Source organism: Candidatus Chloroploca mongolica (genome assembly GCF_004762035.2).
Classification (GTDB): domain Bacteria; phylum Chloroflexota; class Chloroflexia; order Chloroflexales; family Chloroflexaceae; genus Chloroploca; species Chloroploca mongolica.
In genome coordinates this window covers 13,195-32,824 of record NZ_SIJK02000059.1, presented here as the reverse complement: position 1 = coordinate 32,824, position 19,630 = coordinate 13,195, and the positions used below count along the sequence as shown (strand labels likewise).

Here is a 19,630-nt window from a genome sequence, read left to right as displayed (position 1 = left end):
TTCATTGCGGCGCATCGAAGACCCCTCGCTGCGCTCGGGGTGACAGTGCTGGCGCGGCGGGGTGACATGGATGGCGCTTGGGGTGACATGGATGGCGCGGCGGGGTGGCAAGGACGCGTAGCGGGGTGCCAACGCCATCCATGTCATTCCGAACGCAGTGAGGAATCTTCACTGCGGCGCATGGAAGACCCCTCGCTGCGCTCGGGGTGACATGGATGGCGCGGCGGGGTGACAGGGCGGGCGCGGCGGGGTGACAAGGAGGATGCTTTGGGCTTTATGTACGCAACAAAGTGCTGATGATGCATTGCGATCCGCTCGGCGTTTCGTTCCGTTGACGCGCGATGTGCAAGCCCTGGTTTCCAACAAAGAACCGGATTCCTCTTGAACCTCCGCGCCTCCGCGCCTCTGAGTCTCTGCGTTACAACCTCCGGAACGCCCGTCATGTTGACGCAAAGGCGCAGAGACGCAAAGGTTCAAAAAGGATCTTTGCGCCTTCGCGTCTTTGCGTCAAAAAGGATCTTTGCGCCTTCGCGTCTTTGCGTCAAAACGCATCCCTGGTAGAGCCCACCAAGATATGGTATCCTGGAAGGCACAGCAAGCATCGGAGGCCGTATGCGAGCACACGTGACGGAACAAAGCCTGATTGATCCCGAGCAGATGCGCCAGTATCGTGCCACAGCGCATCGGCGCATGGCCCAGCAGCGCGAGGCACTGGAGGTGCGACGCCAGACAGCGTGGCAAACCGCCCATCGCGCAGCGGTGCTGCTCAAGACCACATATGACGTCACGCGGGTGGTCTTGTTCGGTTCATTGTCCCGCAATGAACTCTTTTCCCCCCACTCTGACATTGACCTGGTGGTGTGGGGCTTGGATGAGGCCAGGTACTACCGCGCCGTCTCCCGACTCATTGACCTCGATCCATCGATCGCGATCGATCTGCTCCGCGCTGAAGCCTTGCCCAGTGACCTCGTGACCATGATCGAAACCACCGGTGTAACGCTATGAGCGCCTACACTGCGCTGGCCGGTCGCATGCAGGCATCGCTGCACGATCTAGAACAAGTCGTCAGCCGCGCCGAAGCACTGCTGGGCAAAGCGCAGCAGCAAAATGACGCAGACTATCTCGACGGCGTTGCGCTGAACCTGCACGGATTCTATGCTGGCGTGGAACGCATTTTCGAAGACATTGCGCGCACCCTGGACGAGAGTGTTCCAACGGGCTCGGATTGGCATCGTGATCTGCTGTTGCAAATGTCAGCAGCCATTGACGGTGTACGCCCCGCCGCGATCATCCAGACGACCCGGTTCTCTCTGGACGAATATCGAGGTTTTCGTCACGTCGTGCGCAACGTCTATACCTTCAATTTACGCCCACTTCGCCTGCAAGAGTTGACGCAGAACCTGCGTCCATGTTATCAACAGCTCAGCACCGAACTGGCGAGTTTCACCGCATTTCTGCGTGATCTCGACAATACAGCGCCATAAGGCTGCTTTTTGACGCAAAGGCGCAAAGGTAAAAAAAGAACCTCCGCGCCTCCGCGTTACAACCTCCGGAACGCCGTGGTACGCCTGTCATTTTGACGCCAAGGCGCAACGGCGCAAAGAGGTAAAAAAGATCTTTGCGCCCTTGCGTCTTTGCGTCAAAACAGCGTGGCGTTGGAAGCCGAGCACATCGAAGCGCGCCCTGCTCTGGATGAGCACCGTGCTTGGCCGTGCGAGCGCCGCAAGCCTCGTCCCGCTGCTGAGCGCCGCCCTGCTGTGGCGGGGCGTCGGACGCGTCGAGGCGGCGGCGCGTCGATCCTCTGCGTGCTCTGCGGATCAATCCTGAGTGTTCTCGATCTGCAGATATCGCAGATTGCGCAGAGAAGCACGGCTTTCTGGGTTCAGTGCGTTTCCGGCACAAGGTCAAGTCCATTGACCAGAGCAACTTGGTGTGTATAATGAACTGCCGCGTATGGCAACAATGTCGTTACACGTGACTTGCCTGGAGTACACATGATCCATCTGCTAGACAGTCGGGCAACCCATCAACAACTCCAGGATATGCTGGAAGTCTACTCGCCCATGGTGAAGATCGTCGTGGATCCGCCGGCGCACATTGGCTGGCGGCGGTGAGATGCACGCAGATTGTGAGGCGTTGCTATTGGCGCAAGGCAGCGAGCAAGACGATCTTTGGGGAGCAAACTGGTATCCGGATGAGCAGCAGATTGAGTATGAATCGTTGATCAACATTCGGCCGCGATTGGGCAACCGTAGCATGGTTATCCAAAGCGATGACATCCGTCACAAGGTATCAGAGATTACACAGGAACTGCTTGGAGGCATATCATGACCAACCGAGACCGCATTCGTGAGCGCTATCTCAAAGATGCATTGCCTGTACGCCTGGCTGGCCTGGCAGCCGACTTGAGCCGTGTTGCATCTTCTGCGCGGCGCGCAACGGGCGCAGCCGCAGCCGCAGCCATGCTAGAAGAAAGCCAGTATCTGATCGAGTGGACTGCAGCAGAAGCGCCAGCCGAAATCGCTGAGGAATTGGTCAACTTACAAGTGATGTTGGCGCTGTGGCGCCAGGCCTGGCCCGATGCGCAGCATTATCCGTTCCAGCGCAGCCTGCTGGCTGTGCAGGCGAAGCAGTGGGCCGATCAGGTCTTGCGCCAGAGCGAGAATTTGCTTTCAGGATCGGGTTTGGCAGCGGAGTTTGAGCAGTTGCGGTAAGTGAAATCTGCCAGCACGCGCCTGCCCAAACGCCAATCTGCACCATGCGTTTTGACGCCTCTTTCATCCTTCTGCATCGCTGACGCCCCAGCGAAAACATCTTCGCCGCGCACCGTTCGCACCTCTACCAACGCCTCGTCATCGCCGGAAGGAGTCACCGCAGGGTCACTTTGCTCTACCTTGGATGGGACGTGCTCGGCGTGATCATCGCCCTGCTCTGGATGAGCGCCGTGCCTGGCCGTGCGAGCGCCGCAAGCATCGTCCCGCTGCTGAGCGCCGCCCTGCTCTGGCGCACCGTTGTCGTCACCGAACGCACCGTTGCTCAGCGCAACGCAGTGTAGCGTGGGGGGACATTTTGACGCAAAGGCGCAACGGCGTAAAGGTAAAAAAACAAACTCTGTGTCTCCGTGTCTCTGTGGTACACCCCAAAACGCCGTGGTACCAGGGCCTCGCCTGGGTGCCACGGCGTTTGTGGTGTGGCGGGGCGGGGGGAACGGCGATGATCTTGACGCAAAGGCGCCAAGGCGCGAAGGTCGAAAAAAGATCTTTGCGCCCTTGCGCCTTTGCGTCAAAACAGCGTAGCGTTGGAAGCCGAGCACATCGAAGCGCGCCCAGGGTGGAAACCAATGCACCTCCAGCCCATCGTTGAACGCTACGAACGCAGCGGGGGCAGCGTCGCCGAAGCATTCTTCCGCGACGGCCTCTGCCTCTCCTCGGGCTCGAACCTCACCCTGGAAGACCTCGAGCGCGTGGTGGCGGTCGTGCGGTGCGCATGTTGACGCAAAGGCGCAAAGGCGCAGAGATTCAAGACGAGATTTTGCGGGGAATGGCTGTCGCGACTTCGCCTGCTGGCTCAGGATGCACAAAAGGCGATTTTCCGTGCTGTGCATAGAAGACCCCTCGCTCCGCTCGGGGTGACAAGGTGGGCGCAGCGGGGTGCCAACGCCATCCATGTCATTCCGAACGGAGTGAGGAATCTTCCCTGCGGCGCATGGAAGACCCCTCGCTGCGCTCGGGGTGCCAAGGCTGGCGCGGCGGGTGCCAAGGCTGGCGCGGCGGGGTGACATGGAGGGTGCGGTGGGGGTGACAGGGAGAGCGCAGCGGGGTGCCAACGCCATCCATGTCATTCCGAACGGAGTGAGGAATCTTCCCTGCGGCGCAGGGAAGACCCCTCGCTGCGCTCGGGGTGACATGGCTGGCGCGGCGGGTGACATGGCTGGCGCGGCGGGGTGACAGGGAGAGCGCAGCGGGTGACAATGCTGGTGCGGCGGGGTGGCGGAGGATGCCTTGGGCTTTATGTACGCAACAAAGTGCTGATGATGCATTGCGATCCGCTCGGCGTTTCGTTCAGTTGACGCGCGATGTGCAAGCCCCGGTTTCCAACAAAGAACCGGAAGATCGTGGCTCCTCTTGAACCTCCGCGCCTCCCCGCCTCCGCGCCTCTGCGTTACAACCTCCGGAACGCCGTGGCGTCGGCCTTGCGCGACGGGTGGATTTTCTGCTCGTGGTGCGGTACACTACCCCCATAGCTTTGCTATAGCACTTGCTGACGGATGTTTAGGTGTAGGGTGTAGGGTGTGCCGCCCCGGTGCCAGCTTGGGGGAACCTACAAGCCTTGGCGCGAGGGCGTCCCGCCCTCGTCGTGCCGTATGAGGGCAAGCTGCCCTCATTCCCAGGAAAAGCGTAAACACGCACATGTCGCGCCCGTTTGCTCGGCAGTGGGCGATAGGCTACACGATGGATGGGCAGGGCCATCGCTTGGCAGAGGAGACAACGATGTACGATGTAGTGGAAATACAGTTGCCAGGGGATATTCCGCAGATGCTTAATCGGACACCGGAAGAACTGGCGCGTGATATGCGGCTGTACGCGGCGCTGATGCTCTTTCGTATAGGTAAACTCTCATCCGGTGCTGCGGCCCATATGGCAGGTGTGCCACGCATGATGTTTTTGGATTTGTGTGCTGACTACGATATTCCTGTGTCGGCAATCACGGGGGAAGATCTGCACCGCGAGTTAGCCGATGAGTAGACGGCCTCTGGTTTGCGATACCACCCTGTTGCTGTATCTGGATCGCATCGGTCAGATCGGTCTGCTTCACGCTCTTTTTGAACCGGTCTATGTGCCGGAGTTGGTTTGCTTAGAGTTGGACATGGGGCGCTTGATGCGGCCAGATACGATCAATCCTGGCAAGTTCAATTGGATGCTGGCGGTCTCTGTTGATCACAGTGAACAAGCTGCCTTACCACCTAATCGGCTGGGGCCAGGTGAGCAAGCTGTGATAGCCTATGCCAGGTCGCGTGAGGGCTATGTGGCTGGGCTGGCAGTTCAGCCACTCTTAGATGACTTAAAGCGATGCGGGTTTCATCTTGCGCTTAATTTATACGAGGAGGCGCTGGAATTGGCAGGTGAGAAAGACGCTTGATCTGGCAGCATATGGTGCCGACCTGGAGCGCGTGGCGGTGGTGGTGCGGTGCGTGTACGGCGGTTGATTGACGCCAAGGCGCAGAGATTCAAAAAGAACCTCCGCTTGACCGAGGAACAACTTCAACGTGAGGAGCGCCTTGCCTGAGATCATCTGCAATACGTCCCCCCTCCAGTACGTGCATCAGGTAGGACTACTCGACGTTGTGCGCACACTTGTTGGTCGGCTCACCGTTCCGCCTGTGGTTGTCGCCGAACTCGAAGAAGGCAGGCTCTGCGTTTCCGCCTGGCACCTCATACACGAGCGGCGGTGCTCACATTAGCCGGAGAAGAATAGGGGCCATTGGCGCGAAGGCGCAAAGGTTCAAGCGCAAGCGTGGTGTCTTGGTGTTCAGAAAGCCTCCCTGGTAGGGCGTGCAAAGATATGGTATCCTGGAAGGTAGCAGTCGTTTTGTGAAGCAAGGGAGGCAGTATGCGAGCGCACGTGACGGAACAAGGCCTTGTCATCCCTCGTGAATGGTTGCAAGGTGTTGCTGAAGTTGAGATACGCCATGAAGACGATACCATTATTATCACGCCCATCGTAATGGAGAGTGACCCACTTGCATCACTTGGAGATGATCCGGTTGTACTTGATATTTCTGATGCTTCTATTGCGCATGACATCTATCTTACACCATGAGACAGAGGTACTTTCTCGATACAAGCTATCTGCTCGCACTCGAACTGCGCAATGATCAGAATCACGAGCATGCCCAACGGCACTGGCAAACGTTCCGTCAGAACCTTCCGTATTTTGTGACAACCTCATATGTGTTTGATGAGGTCGTCACGTTTTTCAATAGCCGTCACTATCATGCGAAAGCTGTTTCTGTTGGAACACGCCTCTTGACCAGCGCCAAAGTTACGCTGGCACACATTGACGAAGAACTTTTTTATCAGGGATGGCGCTACTTTGTCAGACATGAAGATAAACAATATTCATTGACGGATTGCATTTCATTTATAGTAATGAATCAATATCAACTAACAACCGCATTTACTTTTGATCATCATTTTACGCAGGCAGGTTATATGCTTGAGCCGGGCGATTGAAGCGTTCCATTAGAGCTTAGACAGCGTTTGAAACTGCTTGATTGGCGTCTGGAGGGTGCCGTGTTGCCAGGGCAAGTCCCTGGGCAACACGGCGTTTTTGATGTGGGTGGTAGGGGGAACGGCTGCTTTTGACGCAAAGGCGCGAAGGTCGAAAAAAGATCTTTGCGTCTCTGCGTCTTGGCGTCAAAACACCCTCGTGGGGGCGGCACACGCGCTGGCTCACCGTGATCACCATTGACCCGGCGCAAAGCGGCACTGATCGCGAGGCGATCCGCGTAGCGCTGGAAGCCGAGCACATCGAAGCGCGCCCAGGGTGGAAACCAATGCACCTCCAGCCCATCTTTGAACGCTCCGAACGCAGTGGGGGCAGCGTCGCCGAAGCCTTCTTTCGGGATGGCCTCTGCCTCCCCTCGGGCTCGAACCTCAGCGAGCAAGACCTCGAGCGCGTGGTGGCGGTGATGCGGCGAACATTTTGACGCGAAGGCGCAAAGGTGTAAAAAGAATCTTTGCGCCTTTGCGCCTTTGCGTCAATCAATAGCCGCGTTCTCAGCGAACCCGTGCCCTCAGCGCCTCCGCCGGCGCGGCTCGCCCGATGAGACTCAGCCCAAGGTACGCCGCCCCCGCGAGCGCCAGCGCTCCAACCAACCAGGCGCTCAACGCGATCATATCTTCGGTCCAGACATATGGGTGCGTCGCCGTCAGCGCTGGTATCGCTCCCTGTGAAACGATCGTCAGCAGTAGCAAGCCCGCCCCGATGATCCCCGACGCGATCACCGCTACCCCGACACTCCGCCAGAGCGCCGGTTGCGCCCAGATCCCTGGGATGGCGTTGCCAAGCACCAGTAGCAGCAGCAAGGCTTCGATGTTGTTGGCAATGCTGAAGGCAAAGGCGAGACTGGTTACATCATTGCCCGCACGGAGAAAGAAGATGCCGAGGCTCAGGTTCAGTGCAACCTGGCCCATCCCGATCAGCACGGGTGTCCAGGTGCGCTGCATCGCATAGAAGGCGCGGATCAGGATCTCCGAGGTGGCAAAGGCAGGCAGCGCGAGTGCGTAGCCCATCAGGGCGTTGGTGGTGTGTTGCAGCGAGGCGGTGTCAAAGGCCCCCCGTTGAAAGAGCACGCGGCTGATGGGGAAACCCAGGGTGAGCAGGATGGCCGTCGCCGGCAGGGTGAGCCAGAGAATGGTGCCCAGCGTCCGCCGAATGTCGTTGCTAAAGTCGTCGTAGCGCTCTTCGGCGACGAGCCGGGCGAGCCGCGGAAAGGCGACCTGGCTTAGACTCAGCGAAAAGATGCCGTACGGCAGCAGCATCAGTTGGTAGGCATAGCCAAGCCCCGCGACTTTGGCGGTGCCGTCGCTGAGCCGCGCCGCGAGCACGAGCGTGACGACGAGGCTGATGTGGGCGGCGGCCTGCCCGAGTACGCGTGGCCCCATCTGGCGGGCAATGCGCTTGACCTGTTCGATCCCGCGCCCCAGATGAAGCCGCAGGCGCATCTCGAGCGCATACAGCCCCGGGATCTGGACGAGCAGGTAGAAGAGGGCGCCAATCACGACGCCCCAGGCCATCCCCCAGATGCCGAGGCCGAACGCTTGCCCAACCAGTGCGCCCCCGATGATGCCAAGGTTGTAGATCGAAGGCGCCATGGCAGGCAGCGTAAAGCGATCCCGTGCATTCAGCGCCGCCATCGCCAACCCACCGAGCCCCAGCAACAGCGGCGAAAGCAGAAAGAGCCGCGTCAGCTGCGTGCTCAGATCCAGCGTGGCCTGATCAAAATCTTGCCCACCATAAAGCGTGGCAATGAGCCACGGCGCAGCCAGGAAAATGACCACACTCGCCATACTCAAGATCAGCAGCGCCCAGGTGACTACCGCACTCGCCACGTGCCAGGCTCGCTCTTTACCGTCACGCTCCCACGTCTCAATAAAAACCGGAATAAAACTGCTTCCCAATGCCCCACCAATAATCACCAGATAGAGCAGATCCACCACCGAAAAAGCCGTCCGATAGGCCGCCGCTTCCGCCGAGGTGCCAAAAAGATAGGTTGCCACCATATCGCGCAGCAACCCCGTCACCCGGCTCAGCACAAAGCCGGCCATCACAATCAGACTATTGCCCAACGCCCCGTCGCGCACGCGGCGCAACAGCATCCCAAGTTGCACGGACGGAACCCTTCTGCTATACTTAACCGTTAGCGGGAAGAATACAAAAACGAAGCGTAACCTGGATTATACCGGAGGTACCCATCCTTGGCGAACACACAGTCGGCAAAGAAGCGCATTCGGAGCAATGCACGCAAACACGAGCGCAATACGGTCTATCGCTCGCGTGTCAAAACAATGGTTAAAAAGGCCGAAACGTCGATCTTCAGCGGCACCCCCGATGAAGAGGCCGTGCGCGACGCTATTAGCACGCTCGATAAAGCAGCCGTTAAAGGCATTATTCACAAAAACAATGCTGCCCGCCGCAAATCACGCCTGATGAAGAAACTGAACGCCGCTAGCGCCTAACCGCAATTTGACGCAAAGGCGCCAAGGCGCAAAGGGTCTCAATACCCTCGTGAGACCTCACAGATCTTGAAGACCTCACAGGTCTAGCAGACCTGTGAGGTCTCACGACGTTAACCCTAGACCCTAGACCCTAGACCCTAAACCCTAGACCCTAGACCCTAGACCCTAGACCCTAGACCCTAGACCCTAGACCCTTCCCAACGCACGTTTCAGCCACAAAGAGCTCAAGCGCGGTCTCGGGCTGGATGCGCCCGGTTTTGGTGGCAAGGTCGAGTTCGAGCAGGCGGGCGTGCAATTCGCTCAGTTCACCAGGCCCAAAGGCCCGCGCCTGCTCAATGGCCTTGCGCACGACAAAGGGCTTTTGCCCTAATTCGGCGGCAATCGCATCAGGCCGCATCCGTTGGGCGACGAGTTCCTGGACACCCAGGAGAATGCGGATCTGACGGGCGAGCATAAAGAGAATATAGGTCGGGGCCTGACCATCTTCGAGCAGGGCGTGTGCCCCGCGTAGCGCCGCGCCGATGCGCCGCGTACTGAGATCATCGAGGAACGCAAAGAGATTCTGTTCCTGACTATCCTGTACCAGCAGATCGACCGTTGCCGACGTGATCGTCCCCTTCCGCCCCACATAGGTCGCCAGCTTCTCCAGTTCCGTCTGGAGCGTCCGCGGATCACCGCCCGCGAGCTCGATCACGTGCTGGGCAGCCGGTGGATCAAGGCGCACCCCAAAGCGACGGGCCCGTTCCGTCACCCAGCGCACCAGTTCGCCGCCCTGGGGGGGCTGAAACTCGCGCAACTCCCCGCTCTTCTTCAACTGCGTAAAGAGCACACTCCGGCGGTCAACATCGTCACCCTCAATAAAAACCAGCAGGCATGCCGGGGGCACCCGCTCGAGGTACGCCCGCAGTTCGTCGCGCTCTTTGCCCGCCTTCGTATGCTTCAGCGCATCGCTCACAATGACCAGGCGCTGATCGGCCAGGAAGGGCATCGCTTCACACGCCGCCGCCAGTGTCTCAAGCTTTAGCCGCCGCCCATCGAGCCGACTAATATTCAACTCTGCCACGTCCGCCGGCACACATGCACACAACTCGGCAACCGCCTCGCTGCGCGCCAGTTCATCAGGGCCGTAGAAGAGATAGAGCATAACCACACCGCTCAGAAAAATTTACCTCGACATGCCGTGAATGGGTCAGTTTCGAACCTGCAAGCGCAGGTGGGTGCCCGCCTGTGAGTATCTGCGGCCCGCCGCATAACTCAACTCGTTAGAGCAAAGCTCCCATCGAAACAGTGTTGGCTCAAAACACATACCCACCCACGTGCAGCCGAGGATAGTCTGATCCTACCACGACCGCGCACGTTACGCAAGTAAGGCCGAAGCACCAGGGCGATTGCATCTTCCGTGCATGCACCCCACCAGGGCACCCGCAAGGGGTGCCCCTACACCGGGCCCTGCCCTGTAGGGGCACCCCTTGCGGGTGCCCTAGGTGTTGCCGGGTGCCCTAGGTGTTGCCGGGTGCCCTAGGTGTTGCCGGGTGCCCTGGTGTTGCCGGGTGCCGCCGTGAAGCACCCTCAGACCTGGCAGGTGAGCGGCAGGCAACCCTTCCGCTATCCCCAGGAGCCTTGCGCCGCCCACCTGCCAGGTCTCCCCAGATCCTTCATCCCTTGGCCTCCAGACCTCGCACGATGCCCACAATCAGCCGTGTCGTGCGTTCCACCAGCCGCGGCATCGCGGCAGGATCACTGTTCTGCGCCAGCGCCCCCGGTGCAGGTCGTGCCAGAATAGTCACGGTTCGATAGCCGTGACGCCGCAGAATGCTTGCTAGCCGCCCCCGTTGCGCCAGGATCTGCGGTTCAGCATCGATCTGGGGATCGGCTGCGTCGGCTTCCAGCGCCAGTTCCAGCAAGAGCGGATCAGCCACGCCCCCTGCCCGTTCGCGGCTCGCAATGACCACCTGGTTGCCCACCAGCGGCTCTAGTGCAATGCAAAGGGTTCGGGTACGGTCAAAGGGGAACCGAGCGAGCAGATTAGTGACGCCACGCCGGTCGCTGGCAACGGCCCCAACCGCGACGGCCCACACCTCGACGTTGGTCAGCGTGCCAAGGCGTTGCACTGCGGCCAACATCGTTGCCAGGGTTGCCAGGCCGCCATCGGGACTGGCCGGCGTTGGCGGGCGCAGGGCGGCAACCAGCAACAGCAGATAGCCCAGCACACCAGGCAGACTCATCAGCCATGGAAGACCGGGGAGCAAGAGACTCATCCCGGCCGCGAGGATCGTCACGGTGGCAATCACGACTCGTCCAAGCGCGGCGATTGGCCCTGTCCCGCACAGCGCGGCAAGCCCACGGTGCGCCAGCGCCATATCGAGGGGGGCCAGCAGCAAGACGTGCCAGCGTGGCACTGCCGGTTCAAGCCCCATTGCGCCGGCAATCGCTCGGGTACCCACAATATTCTGGCTGGCATAGCGACGCCCTGGCGGGGGCAACGGCATGCCCAGACTATCGAGCAAGAGCCACCCGAAGACGATCAGTGCCAGGGCCAGCGATGGCAATGGCAGCAGCGGCGTCAGCAATGCCGCCACCAGCCCCAGCAGGGCCGGCCAGCGATACCAATGCCCTTGGTGCGGAACTACGCGTATTTCGTAGGTACCGACGCCCATCCCTGCATGGCGCAGCCGCCCATTGACAAACGCAGCCACCGTTGCCTCACCCTGCGACGTCGCCAACCGAGAACCAGTCTGGTCAGCCAATTGGCTGACCAGCACTTCGAGTTCGCGCGTATCGTCACGAATGGGTGTATACATAGCCTGGGCAACAGGGTTTTATGGCGTAGGCGTAGGTGTGGGCGTAGGTGTGGGCGTATTGGTTGGGTTCGCGGTTGGCTGATCAAGCACAAACTCACGATCAGGCGTGCCGGTCGGCACGGGCGTAATCGGGTTAATCGGCAACCCGGTGATCGTCGTCCGGCCACAATCGGTTTGCCCCGGCAAACAGAGCAACAGAACAAGATCGTAGCGAATAAACTGATTGCCAATATCGCCGACATTCTTGATCTGCACAAAATAGAAGCCATCAACCTGAGGAATAAACTCGATCTGTGAGTCGAGCGAATTGCCGCCCGGGATATCGTCATTGATGTCAATGACCGAGACCCCATCGCGATCAGTCAGCACCATCACCGTATCCGCGCCCGCCTGTGTATCCTCGTTCACCCTGGTGCGCCCAACATAGCGCCGCGTATCGGTATACATAATGTAACGCTTGCCCGTCTTGCCAAAGAAGCTTACCCAGTCAGCATCGCCATCAGGACAGAGCGCACGATTCTCCTGAAGTTCATTCGATGTGATCAGCCTCGCCTGCTCAGGCAGACCATCGGGCTCAAAGAGATCGAGGCAGACATTGGTGACCAAGGTTGGTGTTGGGCCGTAGCTCCCGCTGAGTAGCGCAATCACATACCGAAAATCCACCCCACCGCGTCCGGCAACATCACGCACCCGAATATAGTATCGCCCATCAGCAGGGATACGGATGGTAATGCGGGGGCGCGTATCACCTGGATTGGGGCTCCCGGGGGTGCGGTTGAAGAAATCGTCATTAAAGGCGATACTATTCAGGTTCGCGTCAAAGATTTCGAGGCTCAGATCGAGCCCAGGTGACTGACTTGCAATATCAATCGTATAGACCTTGCCCTCGACCCCGCCAAACACAAGCCAGTCAACATCGCCTGCGGGGCAGATCGCCCGTTCCTGCGAGGTATCAACATCAATCACTTTGGCTGCGGCCGGGCTGTTATCATCCTCAAAGCCATCACGACAGACCGGGCCACGGGTTGGTGTGGCGGTCGCCGGACGGGGTGTTGGCGTCGTTGTTGGCGTTGGGGTAAACGTTGCCCCAGTGACGGTAAGCTGCAAAAAGATACTCTGCGTCACATTCGTCTGACCCGGAGCAGTACCGGTAATATTGCCGGCAATCGTATAGACCCCTGGCGCAACCGTGCTCGCCACTGCAGCGCCAATACTGATCTGCTGCGACGAACCGACAGCAATGAAGGTCGAACCAGAGGGAGCGAGCTGAATCCCAGCGGGAATATTGATAAAAGCAAGGGTAAACGTACGATCCACCGCACCGGGAATGCTATTATTCGTCACGGTAATCAGAATCTGATTTGTCCCACCAGGGGCAACGCTGATGGCAGGGGTGGGAGGATCAACCGTAATAGCGGTTTGCGCACTGAGCGGAAGTGAGGTGAAAGGGGCAGTTACCGCGAGAAAGAGTGCAACGATAATGAACGTGGCAACCGCGGCATTGCGCCAGTGTATACGGTGGTTCATGAATACACGCGGCTCCTAACAGAAGTAGAATCTTGAGTATTATACTCATGAGGGTTACTCCATGTCAAGATAAGAGCCCGCAACTATACAGGGCGATTGCATCATACGAAACCGGATACAAACATACGCGCTATGTGGCAGCATGTGCATGCAACCAGCGGCGCAAACGGCGGCACCCGGCAACAACGGGGCACCCGCCCCCTGTAGGGGCACCCGCCCCCTGTAGGGGCACCCGCCAGGGGTGCCCCTACAGGGGCCGGGCCGGGTGTACGGGCACCCCTTGCGGGTGCCCTGGGCGGGGCCGGGGGCCGGGCCCGGTGTCGGTGTAGGGGCACCCCTTGCGGGTGCCCTGGGCCGGGCCGGGTGTACGGGCACCCCTTGCGGGTGCCCTGGGCGGGGCCGGGGGCCGGGCCCGGTGTCGGTGTAGGGGCACCCCTTGCGGGTGCCCTGGGCGGGGCCGGGTGTACGGGCACCCCTTGCGGGTGCCCTGGGCGGGGCCGGGTGTAGGGGCACCCCTTGCGGGTGCCCTGGGCGGGGCCGGTGTAGGGGCAGCCCTTGCGGGTGCCCTGGCGGGGTGCATACACGGAAGATGCAATAACTATGCAGGAAAGGAACACATCATGCCTACGCAGCAACCGTACGACATCGCTATTATTGGCGCCGGGCCGATTGGCCTTGAACTCGCCGTTTGTCTCAAGCTCAGAGGGGTACGCTATGTGCAGTTCGATGTGGGTCAGATTGGTCATACGATGACCTGGTGGCCGCGCCAGACAACCTTTTTTAGTACGAGCGAGCGCATTGCGATTGCGGGGGTGCCGATCCCCAATAATCATCAGCAACGCACGACCGGCGAAGAGTATCTGGCCTATCTGCGGGCGGTCGTCGAGCAGTTTGACCTGCATATCAATAGCTACGAGCCGGTGACCAGCGTGACTGGCTCGGTCGGGGCATTTACGCTGCAGACGAGCCATCGCACCGGGCCACGCACCTATCAGGCGGTACGGGTGGTCTTTGCGATTGGCGATATGCACTGGCCCCTTCGCCTCGATCTTCCCGGTGAGGATCTGCCCCATGTGAGTCACTATTTTCGTGATCCGCACGACTATTTTCGGCGCCGGTTGCTGATTGTTGGCGGCAAAAATTCCGCCGTCGAAGCCGCTCTCCGTTGCTGGCGGGCCGGTGCCCAGGTGACGATTAGCTATCGGCGTGCGACCTTTGATGAGCGCCGGGTGAAGCACTGGCTCATGCCCGATCTGCTGGCCCAGATCGAAGCCGGGACGATCCGTTTTTTGCCCGAAACGATGCCGGTGGCGATTACGCCTGATTATGTTGAATTCGTGCGTACCGTTGACGGCGAACCAGTGCCTGGCCCAACGCTGCGCCACGCGACCGATTTTGTCTTGTTGGCAACCGGCTTTCGCGGCGACCAGAGCCTGCTCGAAGAGGTGGGCGTATTGCTCGAAGGCTCGAATCGGGTTCCCCGGTTTGATCCCGAAACAATGGAGACGAATGTCCCCGGTGTGTATGTCGCAGGCACAGTGGCGGCGGGTGTTCAGCAGCGCTACTCGCTCTTTATCGAAAATTGTCACGACCACGCCGGCAAGATCACCCGCGCCGTGACGGGCCTCTGGCCGACAACGCTTGGTGATATTCCCGCCCGTACCTATGGGCTCGCCTTTGAGCAATTTGAGGCAAATTGACACTCTGCGTTATTTATGGCTTGACAGGTCTCATAGGTATTTGTTATACTTTTTATAACGCACCGTGTAATATTTGTCATACGCTTTGTGAGAAAGCCGGGATGCTTTTTCCCAGGGCAGGTTCAAGAGGGCAGGGTTCTCGTTTTCCCTACCCTATCTTTCCTATTTTCATCAGAGGAAGATCTCATGCGGCGTTCGCTGGCGGCCATCGGCATAGCCGGGCTCGGATTGGTTGGCGCGGGGCTCTATGCCAGGCGTCGCCAGATCATCGCTCGTGCGTTTGGTTTGCGCCCACCCGAATATGCGGTGGCCGTCGAGTATGATCTGCCTGTGCCAATGCCCGATGGCACGGTGCTCTATGCGGATCGCTTTTTTCCGCGTGCTAGCGGGCAGTTTCCGACGATTTTGATCCGCACGCCCTATGGTCGCCCCTCCGAGACTCGGTTGCTCGGGCCGGGTGGTTTGATGGGGGCAGCGCTCTTTGCTGAGCGTGGGTACAATGTGGTGGTGCAGGGGGTGCGTGGGCGGTTTCGTTCGGGCGGGGTCTTTGAGCCTTTTGTCCACGAGCAGGAGGATGGCCGCACGACGTTGGACTGGATCGCTGCCCAGCCCTGGTTCGAGGGCAATCTGGGGATGTGGGGGCCAAGTTATCTTGGCTATACCCAGTGGGCCGTGGCCGCCGATGCGCCGCCGTTTCTCAAGGCGATCATGCCGGTGATTGCGACGAGCCGCTTTTCGCATTCGTTCTATCCGGGTGGCCCGTTTGCCTATGAGTCGTCGCTGCGCTGGGCAACCTATCTCGAGGCAACCAACCGACGCTCGCTTGACCTGGTTGCCCTGGTGCGGGTGTTGCGCCCGCAGCGCGAGGCGACCCTGGCGGCGACGCTGGCTTCGGCTCCGCTCGCTGAAGCCGATCGCCGGGCGACCGGGGCGGTGCAGCCCTTCTTTCAGCAGTGGCTCGCCGAGCCAGGCCCTGATGGGGCCTATTGGTCCAGGGTGGATTTTGATCGTTCGCTTGCGCGGGTGACGCCGGCTGTGCATCTGGTTGCTGCGTGGTACGACATTTTCCTGCGTGACCAACTTGCCGATTATACCGACTTGCTGGCTGCTGATGCGCGGCCCTATCTCACGGTGCTCGCCGGACACCATACCTCCAAGAGCATCCTTGGCGCGTCTGTCCGCGAGGGGTTGGTCTGGTTTGATGCGCTCTTGCGCGGGCGTGACGTGCCGCGCCGACGGGCCGTACGGTTGGCGCTGTTAGGGGCGCACGAAACGCACGAGATGGATTTCTGGCCTCCGCCGGCGCAATTGCAGCGGTTCTATCTGCACGCCGGGGGTTGGTTGCGTGAAACCAGGGCGCAAGAGGCTCCCGCTTCATCGTTCGAGTATGATCCGCACGATCCAACGCCTTCGGTTGGCGGGCCGGTCTTGAGCCCGGATGGTGGGGCGCGTAACCAGGCGCGTGTTGAGGCACGCCACGATGTGTTGCTCTTTACCAGTGCGCCGCTCGAAGCGCCGCTGGATGTGCTTGGCTATGTGCGCCTCGAGGTTTTTGTTCGTTCCAATCTGGCCTATTTCGATCTCGTCGGGCGTCTCTGCGCGGTTGACCCTGATGGGCGGAGCATCAATGTCTGCGAGGGTGCCATCCGGGTTGAGCCGGGTGTCGGTGAGCGTCAACCTGACGGCAGCCTCCGGCTTGAACTTGATCTCTGGGCAACAGCACGGCGTTTTCATGCCGGACAACGCCTGCGCTTGCATATCTGTAGTGGGGCTCACCCCCGCTGGAATGTCAATAGTGGGGATGGACGGGCCTTGATCGACGCGGTTCCTGCGGGACTCCGTGCCCAACAAATGGTCTTTCACGACGCCGAGCATCCCTCCGTTCTGCTTCTCCCCGTTGTCAGCGAGGCGACCAGGCAGGCGATGGCAGGCGAGCAACTCCAGGAGGTTGCAACACCATGATGCATTGCATCCGGGCCGTCGGCCCAGTATGGTTAGGGCTACCGCCCTAACAAGTTGTTTCGTGGGGGGCTGCGGCCCCCGGAAACTCGCGTCGTATGCTGGTGAAAACAGTCGGCATACGTATGGGATCGTAGGGCGACAGCCCCAGGAATGTTTGCTTGTCTGGCAACAGGCCAGTGTAGCTGGCCTGTTGCCAGACAAGCAGTAGGGATGTGGGGGCGAAGCCCTCGAACGCAACGGCAGGCAGGGCTCGGCCTTGCACACAACAACCAGGCGCAGCCAGAGAGGCTGCATCACTACAGCAGCGGTATCACTACCGCATCAAGAGGAGGCCTCGACAATGGAGTACGAGCACAGTGATGAGATCAAGATGCTGCGTCAGACGGTGCGCGAGTTCGTGGATAAGGAGATCCGTCCTATCGCCCGTGAGGTTGATGAAGAGGAGCGGGTACCGCTAGAGACGTTTAAGAAAGCCGGCGAGTTGGGCTTGTTGGGTGTGCCGTTCCCCGAAGTGTATGGCGGGCTTGACATGGGCATCACGGGCTATTGTGTGCTGATGGAAGAGTTGAACCGTGTCTGTGCTAGCCATGCGACGATCTTTGGGGCGCATGCGCAGCTTGCTGCGATGAGTGTTTACCTCGGGGGCAATGAGGCCCAGAAGGACAAGTACCTGCGCCCGATGAATGAGGGCCGTCTCGTGGGGGCTTGGGCGTTGACCGAGCCGAACGCGGGCAGTGATGCGGCTAATCTTAGTACAACCGCCGAATTGCGTGGCGATGAGTGGGTCATCAATGGTCAGAAGATGTGGATCACCAATGGCAGTTTCGCCGATGTGATCATTGTGCATGCTGTGACCGACAAGACCAAAGGTGCCCGTGGTGGGATCACCGCGTTCATCGTTGAGAAGGACTTCCCTGGTTTCCATGTGGGCAAGGTCGAGGACAAGATGGGCCTGAAGGCGTCGCATACCGCAAGCCTCTTCTTTGAGGATATGCGTGTGCCAGCCGAGAATGTGCTTGGTGGCGTCGGCCATGGGTTTCAGGTTGCCATGCGTACCCTCGATATCGGGCGTTGCGGGCTTGGTGGCAGCAGTGTTGGGGCAGCGAAAGAGGCGTTTGAGCTCAGTCGCAATTATGCGATCGAGCGTCACCAGTTTGGTCGCCCTATCGCCGATTTGCAGGCGATCCAGTTTAAGCTTGCTGAAATGGCGGTCAAGATCTATACGATGGAGCAGATCGTCTACGATTGCGCACGCAAGGTTGATGATGGCAAAAATGCGACGCTCGAAAGCAGCATCGTCAAGCTCTACTGCACCGAGATGGCGAGCCAGGTAATTGACGAAGCCATCCAGATCTACGGTGGCATGGGCTTCTCACGTGAAGTGCCCCTCGAGCGGATGTACCGCGATGCGCGGGTCACCCGTATCTTTGAGGGCACCAACGAGATCCAGAAGAGCGTCATCGCCAGCGAGTTGCTCAAGCAGGTTGGCTACCGCGTCAACCGACGCTAAAGCTTGCTGTGCCACTCCTGTGTCTCGAAGAAGCGTTTTCTTGTGGTTGGTGGCGGCGAAAAGCTGCCACCAACCACGAGAAAAGAGCGATACGGAGCTGTGCCCTTAACAAACATAGCATGGTCGTTTAGTCACCCTCGTGCCCCGTAGGATGACAGCTAGCGCAGTCATCAATAGTGCCTGAAATTCCCTCCTCACGATGTTCGGCAAGTGTGGCAGCCTGTGGATGAGCATGGCAGTTGTAGCAGGTATACACGGTATACTGTTGCGGGTTCGTGTGGCATGTCGCACACGCAATTGTGCCCTCACCGCCATGGTTCAGCGGGAAGGTATGATCAAAGATGGCCCCCTCCCAACGGCTCGTCGTGTGACAACTGTTGCAATTCGTGCCGAACTGTCCCAGGTGAACCTGTGGCTCGGCGTGACATGATGCGCAATCCGTGGGTGTACCCTGGAAGATATGGTTGCTGTGACAACTTGTGCAAGGTGTCGCGATGTGGGCACCGGTAAGTGGGAAGGCGGTGCGACTGTGATCGAAGGTCGCCTGCTCCCAACCAGCCGGGGTATGACAACTCGCGCAGTCACTACCGTAGGTGCCATTATGGATGTCATCGGTCTGGTGGCAACCGACACAAGTAGTAGCAAGACCGACAAAACTCGCAACATCGCGTACCTCACCATGGCAACTCGTACACGTAGCCTCGCCGTGCTTGCCAGCGAGAGGAACTGTCAGGGTATTGTGGTCAAAGCCGCTGAAGCGATCAATCCCGTCATGGCAGTTTTGGCACTCTGTACCAAAATCAGCAACGTGTGAGACGACAAAATCAGCCTGGTAGTCCATATGGCAGTCGATGCAAATCGCCTGATCGAAACGATAGGCATTGATTGGTCGCGGGGTAATCTTCAGCGCAGTGTGGCAATCGTCACAGGCAAAAACATACCCATTGCTGGTGTACTGGTGAGCAGTCAACGCGAAACCAAGTGCAGCGTGCGGGAATGCCGTGAGCTCCATTTCCGTGAGAGCAGCAGTCGGTCCGCCATGTTCGGTGTGACAACTCAAACAAGCTCCCCCGTCGGGCAAGGCACCGTGCAGGGTGTCAGGGCTGGTGAGTTGAGCCTGGATGTCGGTGTGGCAATCGAGACAAAGACCGGCCATGCCACGGGTATCGAGCGGGTTGGTATGACAAGCAGCACAATTCCCACCGAGTGCAGCGTGTGAAGTAACGCCGCCAAGTGGTACACCAATCCGCCCCTGGGCATTCAGGGGGCCAGGGCTGAACATACTGCCCCCACCAAGCATCCAGGCGATCACGACAGCAACCATAGCAGCAATCCCGGCGATAATGCCAAAGGGTGTAAGACAGCCAAGACGACGCATCACCAGCCTCC

Annotated in this window: 21 protein-coding genes and 1 other RNA gene; 16 read left to right on the top strand and 6 right to left on the bottom strand. The window is 59.4% G+C overall.

What is annotated here, in order from left to right; all coding sequences use genetic code 11:
- The first annotated feature begins 612 nt into the window (after positions 1 to 612).
- From EYB53_RS21030 to EYB53_RS20985, 12 genes are all read left to right on the top strand, one after another.
- Positions 613 to 1,005, top strand: a complete 393-nt coding sequence (locus EYB53_RS21030) for a nucleotidyltransferase family protein (RefSeq protein WP_135480729.1) — start codon at positions 613 to 615, stop codon at positions 1,003 to 1,005.
- A complete protein-coding gene (locus EYB53_RS21025) occupies positions 1,002 to 1,484 on the top strand; it encodes a ribonuclease toxin HepT-like protein (RefSeq protein WP_135480727.1) in 483 nt (160 codons plus the stop codon). Before EYB53_RS21030 ends, EYB53_RS21025 begins: the two co-directional genes overlap by 4 nt.
- A gap of 631 nt (positions 1,485 to 2,115) precedes the next feature.
- A complete protein-coding gene (locus EYB53_RS26705) occupies positions 2,116 to 2,331 on the top strand; it encodes a DUF5674 family protein (protein ID WP_371879145.1) in 216 nt (71 codons plus the stop codon).
- On the top strand, positions 2,328 to 2,714 hold the full coding sequence (locus EYB53_RS21020) for a hypothetical protein (RefSeq protein WP_135480725.1): 387 nt from the start codon (positions 2,328 to 2,330) through the stop codon (positions 2,712 to 2,714). The genes EYB53_RS26705 and EYB53_RS21020 overlap by 4 nt, the downstream gene beginning before the upstream one ends.
- 170 nt (positions 2,715 to 2,884) lie before the next feature.
- Positions 2,885 to 3,055 carry a hypothetical protein gene (locus EYB53_RS21015; protein ID WP_167857524.1) on the top strand — a complete coding sequence of 57 codons (171 nt, stop codon included), beginning with the start codon at positions 2,885 to 2,887 and terminating at the stop codon, positions 3,053 to 3,055.
- Between the two features lie 222 nt (positions 3,056 to 3,277).
- Positions 3,278 to 3,493 (top strand): DegT/DnrJ/EryC1/StrS family aminotransferase, encoded by a 216-nt coding sequence (locus EYB53_RS21010; protein ID WP_307726717.1) that lies wholly within the window; start codon positions 3,278 to 3,280, stop codon positions 3,491 to 3,493.
- A 997-nt stretch (positions 3,494 to 4,490) separates the two neighbouring features.
- Positions 4,491 to 4,745 (top strand): UPF0175 family protein, encoded by a 255-nt coding sequence (locus EYB53_RS21005; protein WP_167857523.1) that lies wholly within the window; start codon positions 4,491 to 4,493, stop codon positions 4,743 to 4,745.
- Positions 4,738 to 5,139: a PIN domain-containing protein gene (locus tag EYB53_RS21000; RefSeq protein WP_135480721.1), complete on the top strand. Its 402-nt coding sequence runs from the start codon at positions 4,738 to 4,740 to the stop codon at positions 5,137 to 5,139. The genes EYB53_RS21005 and EYB53_RS21000 overlap by 8 nt, the downstream gene beginning before the upstream one ends.
- 127 nt (positions 5,140 to 5,266) lie before the next feature.
- Complete coding sequence (locus tag EYB53_RS26975) at positions 5,267 to 5,461, top strand: PIN domain-containing protein (RefSeq protein ID WP_503827071.1); 195 nt, start codon at positions 5,267 to 5,269, stop codon at positions 5,459 to 5,461.
- Positions 5,462 to 5,610: 149 nt separating this feature from the next.
- Positions 5,611 to 5,820 carry a hypothetical protein gene (locus EYB53_RS20995; RefSeq protein ID WP_135480719.1) on the top strand — a complete coding sequence of 70 codons (210 nt, stop codon included), beginning with the start codon at positions 5,611 to 5,613 and terminating at the stop codon, positions 5,818 to 5,820.
- Positions 5,817 to 6,233, top strand: a complete 417-nt coding sequence (locus EYB53_RS20990; protein ID WP_135480717.1) for a type II toxin-antitoxin system VapC family toxin — start codon at positions 5,817 to 5,819, stop codon at positions 6,231 to 6,233. Before EYB53_RS20995 ends, EYB53_RS20990 begins: the two co-directional genes overlap by 4 nt.
- A 128-nt stretch (positions 6,234 to 6,361) precedes the next feature.
- Complete coding sequence (locus EYB53_RS20985) at positions 6,362 to 6,709, top strand: DegT/DnrJ/EryC1/StrS family aminotransferase (protein WP_205712712.1); 348 nt, start codon at positions 6,362 to 6,364, stop codon at positions 6,707 to 6,709.
- Positions 6,710 to 6,779: 70 nt separating this feature from the next.
- Here EYB53_RS20985 and murJ read toward each other — a convergent pair whose 3' ends face one another.
- Positions 6,780 to 8,393: a murein biosynthesis integral membrane protein MurJ gene (murJ, locus tag EYB53_RS20980; RefSeq protein ID WP_135480712.1), complete on the bottom strand. Its 1,614-nt coding sequence runs from the start codon at positions 8,391 to 8,393 to the stop codon at positions 6,780 to 6,782.
- An 87-nt stretch (positions 8,394 to 8,480) separates the two neighbouring features.
- Here murJ and rpsT point away from each other — a divergent pair, with 87 nt between their 5' ends.
- A complete protein-coding gene (gene rpsT / locus EYB53_RS20975) occupies positions 8,481 to 8,741 on the top strand; it encodes a 30S ribosomal protein S20 (RefSeq protein ID WP_135480710.1) in 261 nt (86 codons plus the stop codon).
- A 172-nt stretch (positions 8,742 to 8,913) separates the two neighbouring features.
- Here rpsT and holA read toward each other — a convergent pair whose 3' ends face one another.
- From holA to EYB53_RS20955, 4 genes are all read right to left on the bottom strand, one after another.
- The gene (gene holA, locus EYB53_RS20970; RefSeq protein WP_135480708.1) at positions 8,914 to 9,885 is read right to left on the bottom strand and encodes a DNA polymerase III subunit delta; all 972 of its coding nucleotides are present in this window, start codon (positions 9,883 to 9,885) and stop codon (positions 8,914 to 8,916) included.
- Positions 9,886 to 9,903: 18 nt separating this feature from the next.
- A non-coding RNA gene (ssrS, locus tag EYB53_RS20965) (6S RNA) lies at positions 9,904 to 10,074 on the bottom strand.
- A gap of 322 nt (positions 10,075 to 10,396) precedes the next feature.
- Positions 10,397 to 11,542, bottom strand: a complete 1,146-nt coding sequence (locus tag EYB53_RS20960) for a hypothetical protein (RefSeq protein ID WP_135480706.1) — start codon at positions 11,540 to 11,542, stop codon at positions 10,397 to 10,399.
- A gap of 18 nt (positions 11,543 to 11,560) precedes the next feature.
- Positions 11,561 to 13,069 carry a pre-peptidase C-terminal domain-containing protein gene (locus tag EYB53_RS20955; protein ID WP_135480703.1) on the bottom strand — a complete coding sequence of 503 codons (1,509 nt, stop codon included), beginning with the start codon at positions 13,067 to 13,069 and terminating at the stop codon, positions 11,561 to 11,563.
- A 620-nt stretch (positions 13,070 to 13,689) separates the two neighbouring features.
- Here EYB53_RS20955 and EYB53_RS20950 point away from each other — a divergent pair.
- The 3 genes from EYB53_RS20950 to EYB53_RS20940 all read left to right on the top strand — a co-directional run bounded on the left by EYB53_RS20950 (position 13,690) and on the right by EYB53_RS20940 (position 18,241).
- Positions 13,690 to 14,769 (top strand): NAD(P)-binding domain-containing protein, encoded by a 1,080-nt coding sequence (locus EYB53_RS20950; RefSeq protein ID WP_135480701.1) that lies wholly within the window; start codon positions 13,690 to 13,692, stop codon positions 14,767 to 14,769.
- A gap of 186 nt (positions 14,770 to 14,955) precedes the next feature.
- On the top strand, positions 14,956 to 16,731 hold the full coding sequence (locus tag EYB53_RS20945) for a CocE/NonD family hydrolase (protein WP_254151172.1): 1,776 nt from the start codon (positions 14,956 to 14,958) through the stop codon (positions 16,729 to 16,731).
- 340 nt (positions 16,732 to 17,071) lie between these two features.
- On the top strand, positions 17,072 to 18,241 hold the full coding sequence (locus EYB53_RS20940; RefSeq protein ID WP_135480699.1) for an acyl-CoA dehydrogenase family protein: 1,170 nt from the start codon (positions 17,072 to 17,074) through the stop codon (positions 18,239 to 18,241).
- Positions 18,242 to 18,368: 127 nt separating this feature from the next.
- On the opposite strand, the gene EYB53_RS20935 is transcribed toward EYB53_RS20940, so the two are convergent.
- Positions 18,369 to 19,619, bottom strand: a complete 1,251-nt coding sequence (locus EYB53_RS20935) for a cytochrome c3 family protein (RefSeq protein WP_135480697.1) — start codon at positions 19,617 to 19,619, stop codon at positions 18,369 to 18,371.
- Between the last annotated feature and the right edge of the window lie 11 nt (positions 19,620 to 19,630).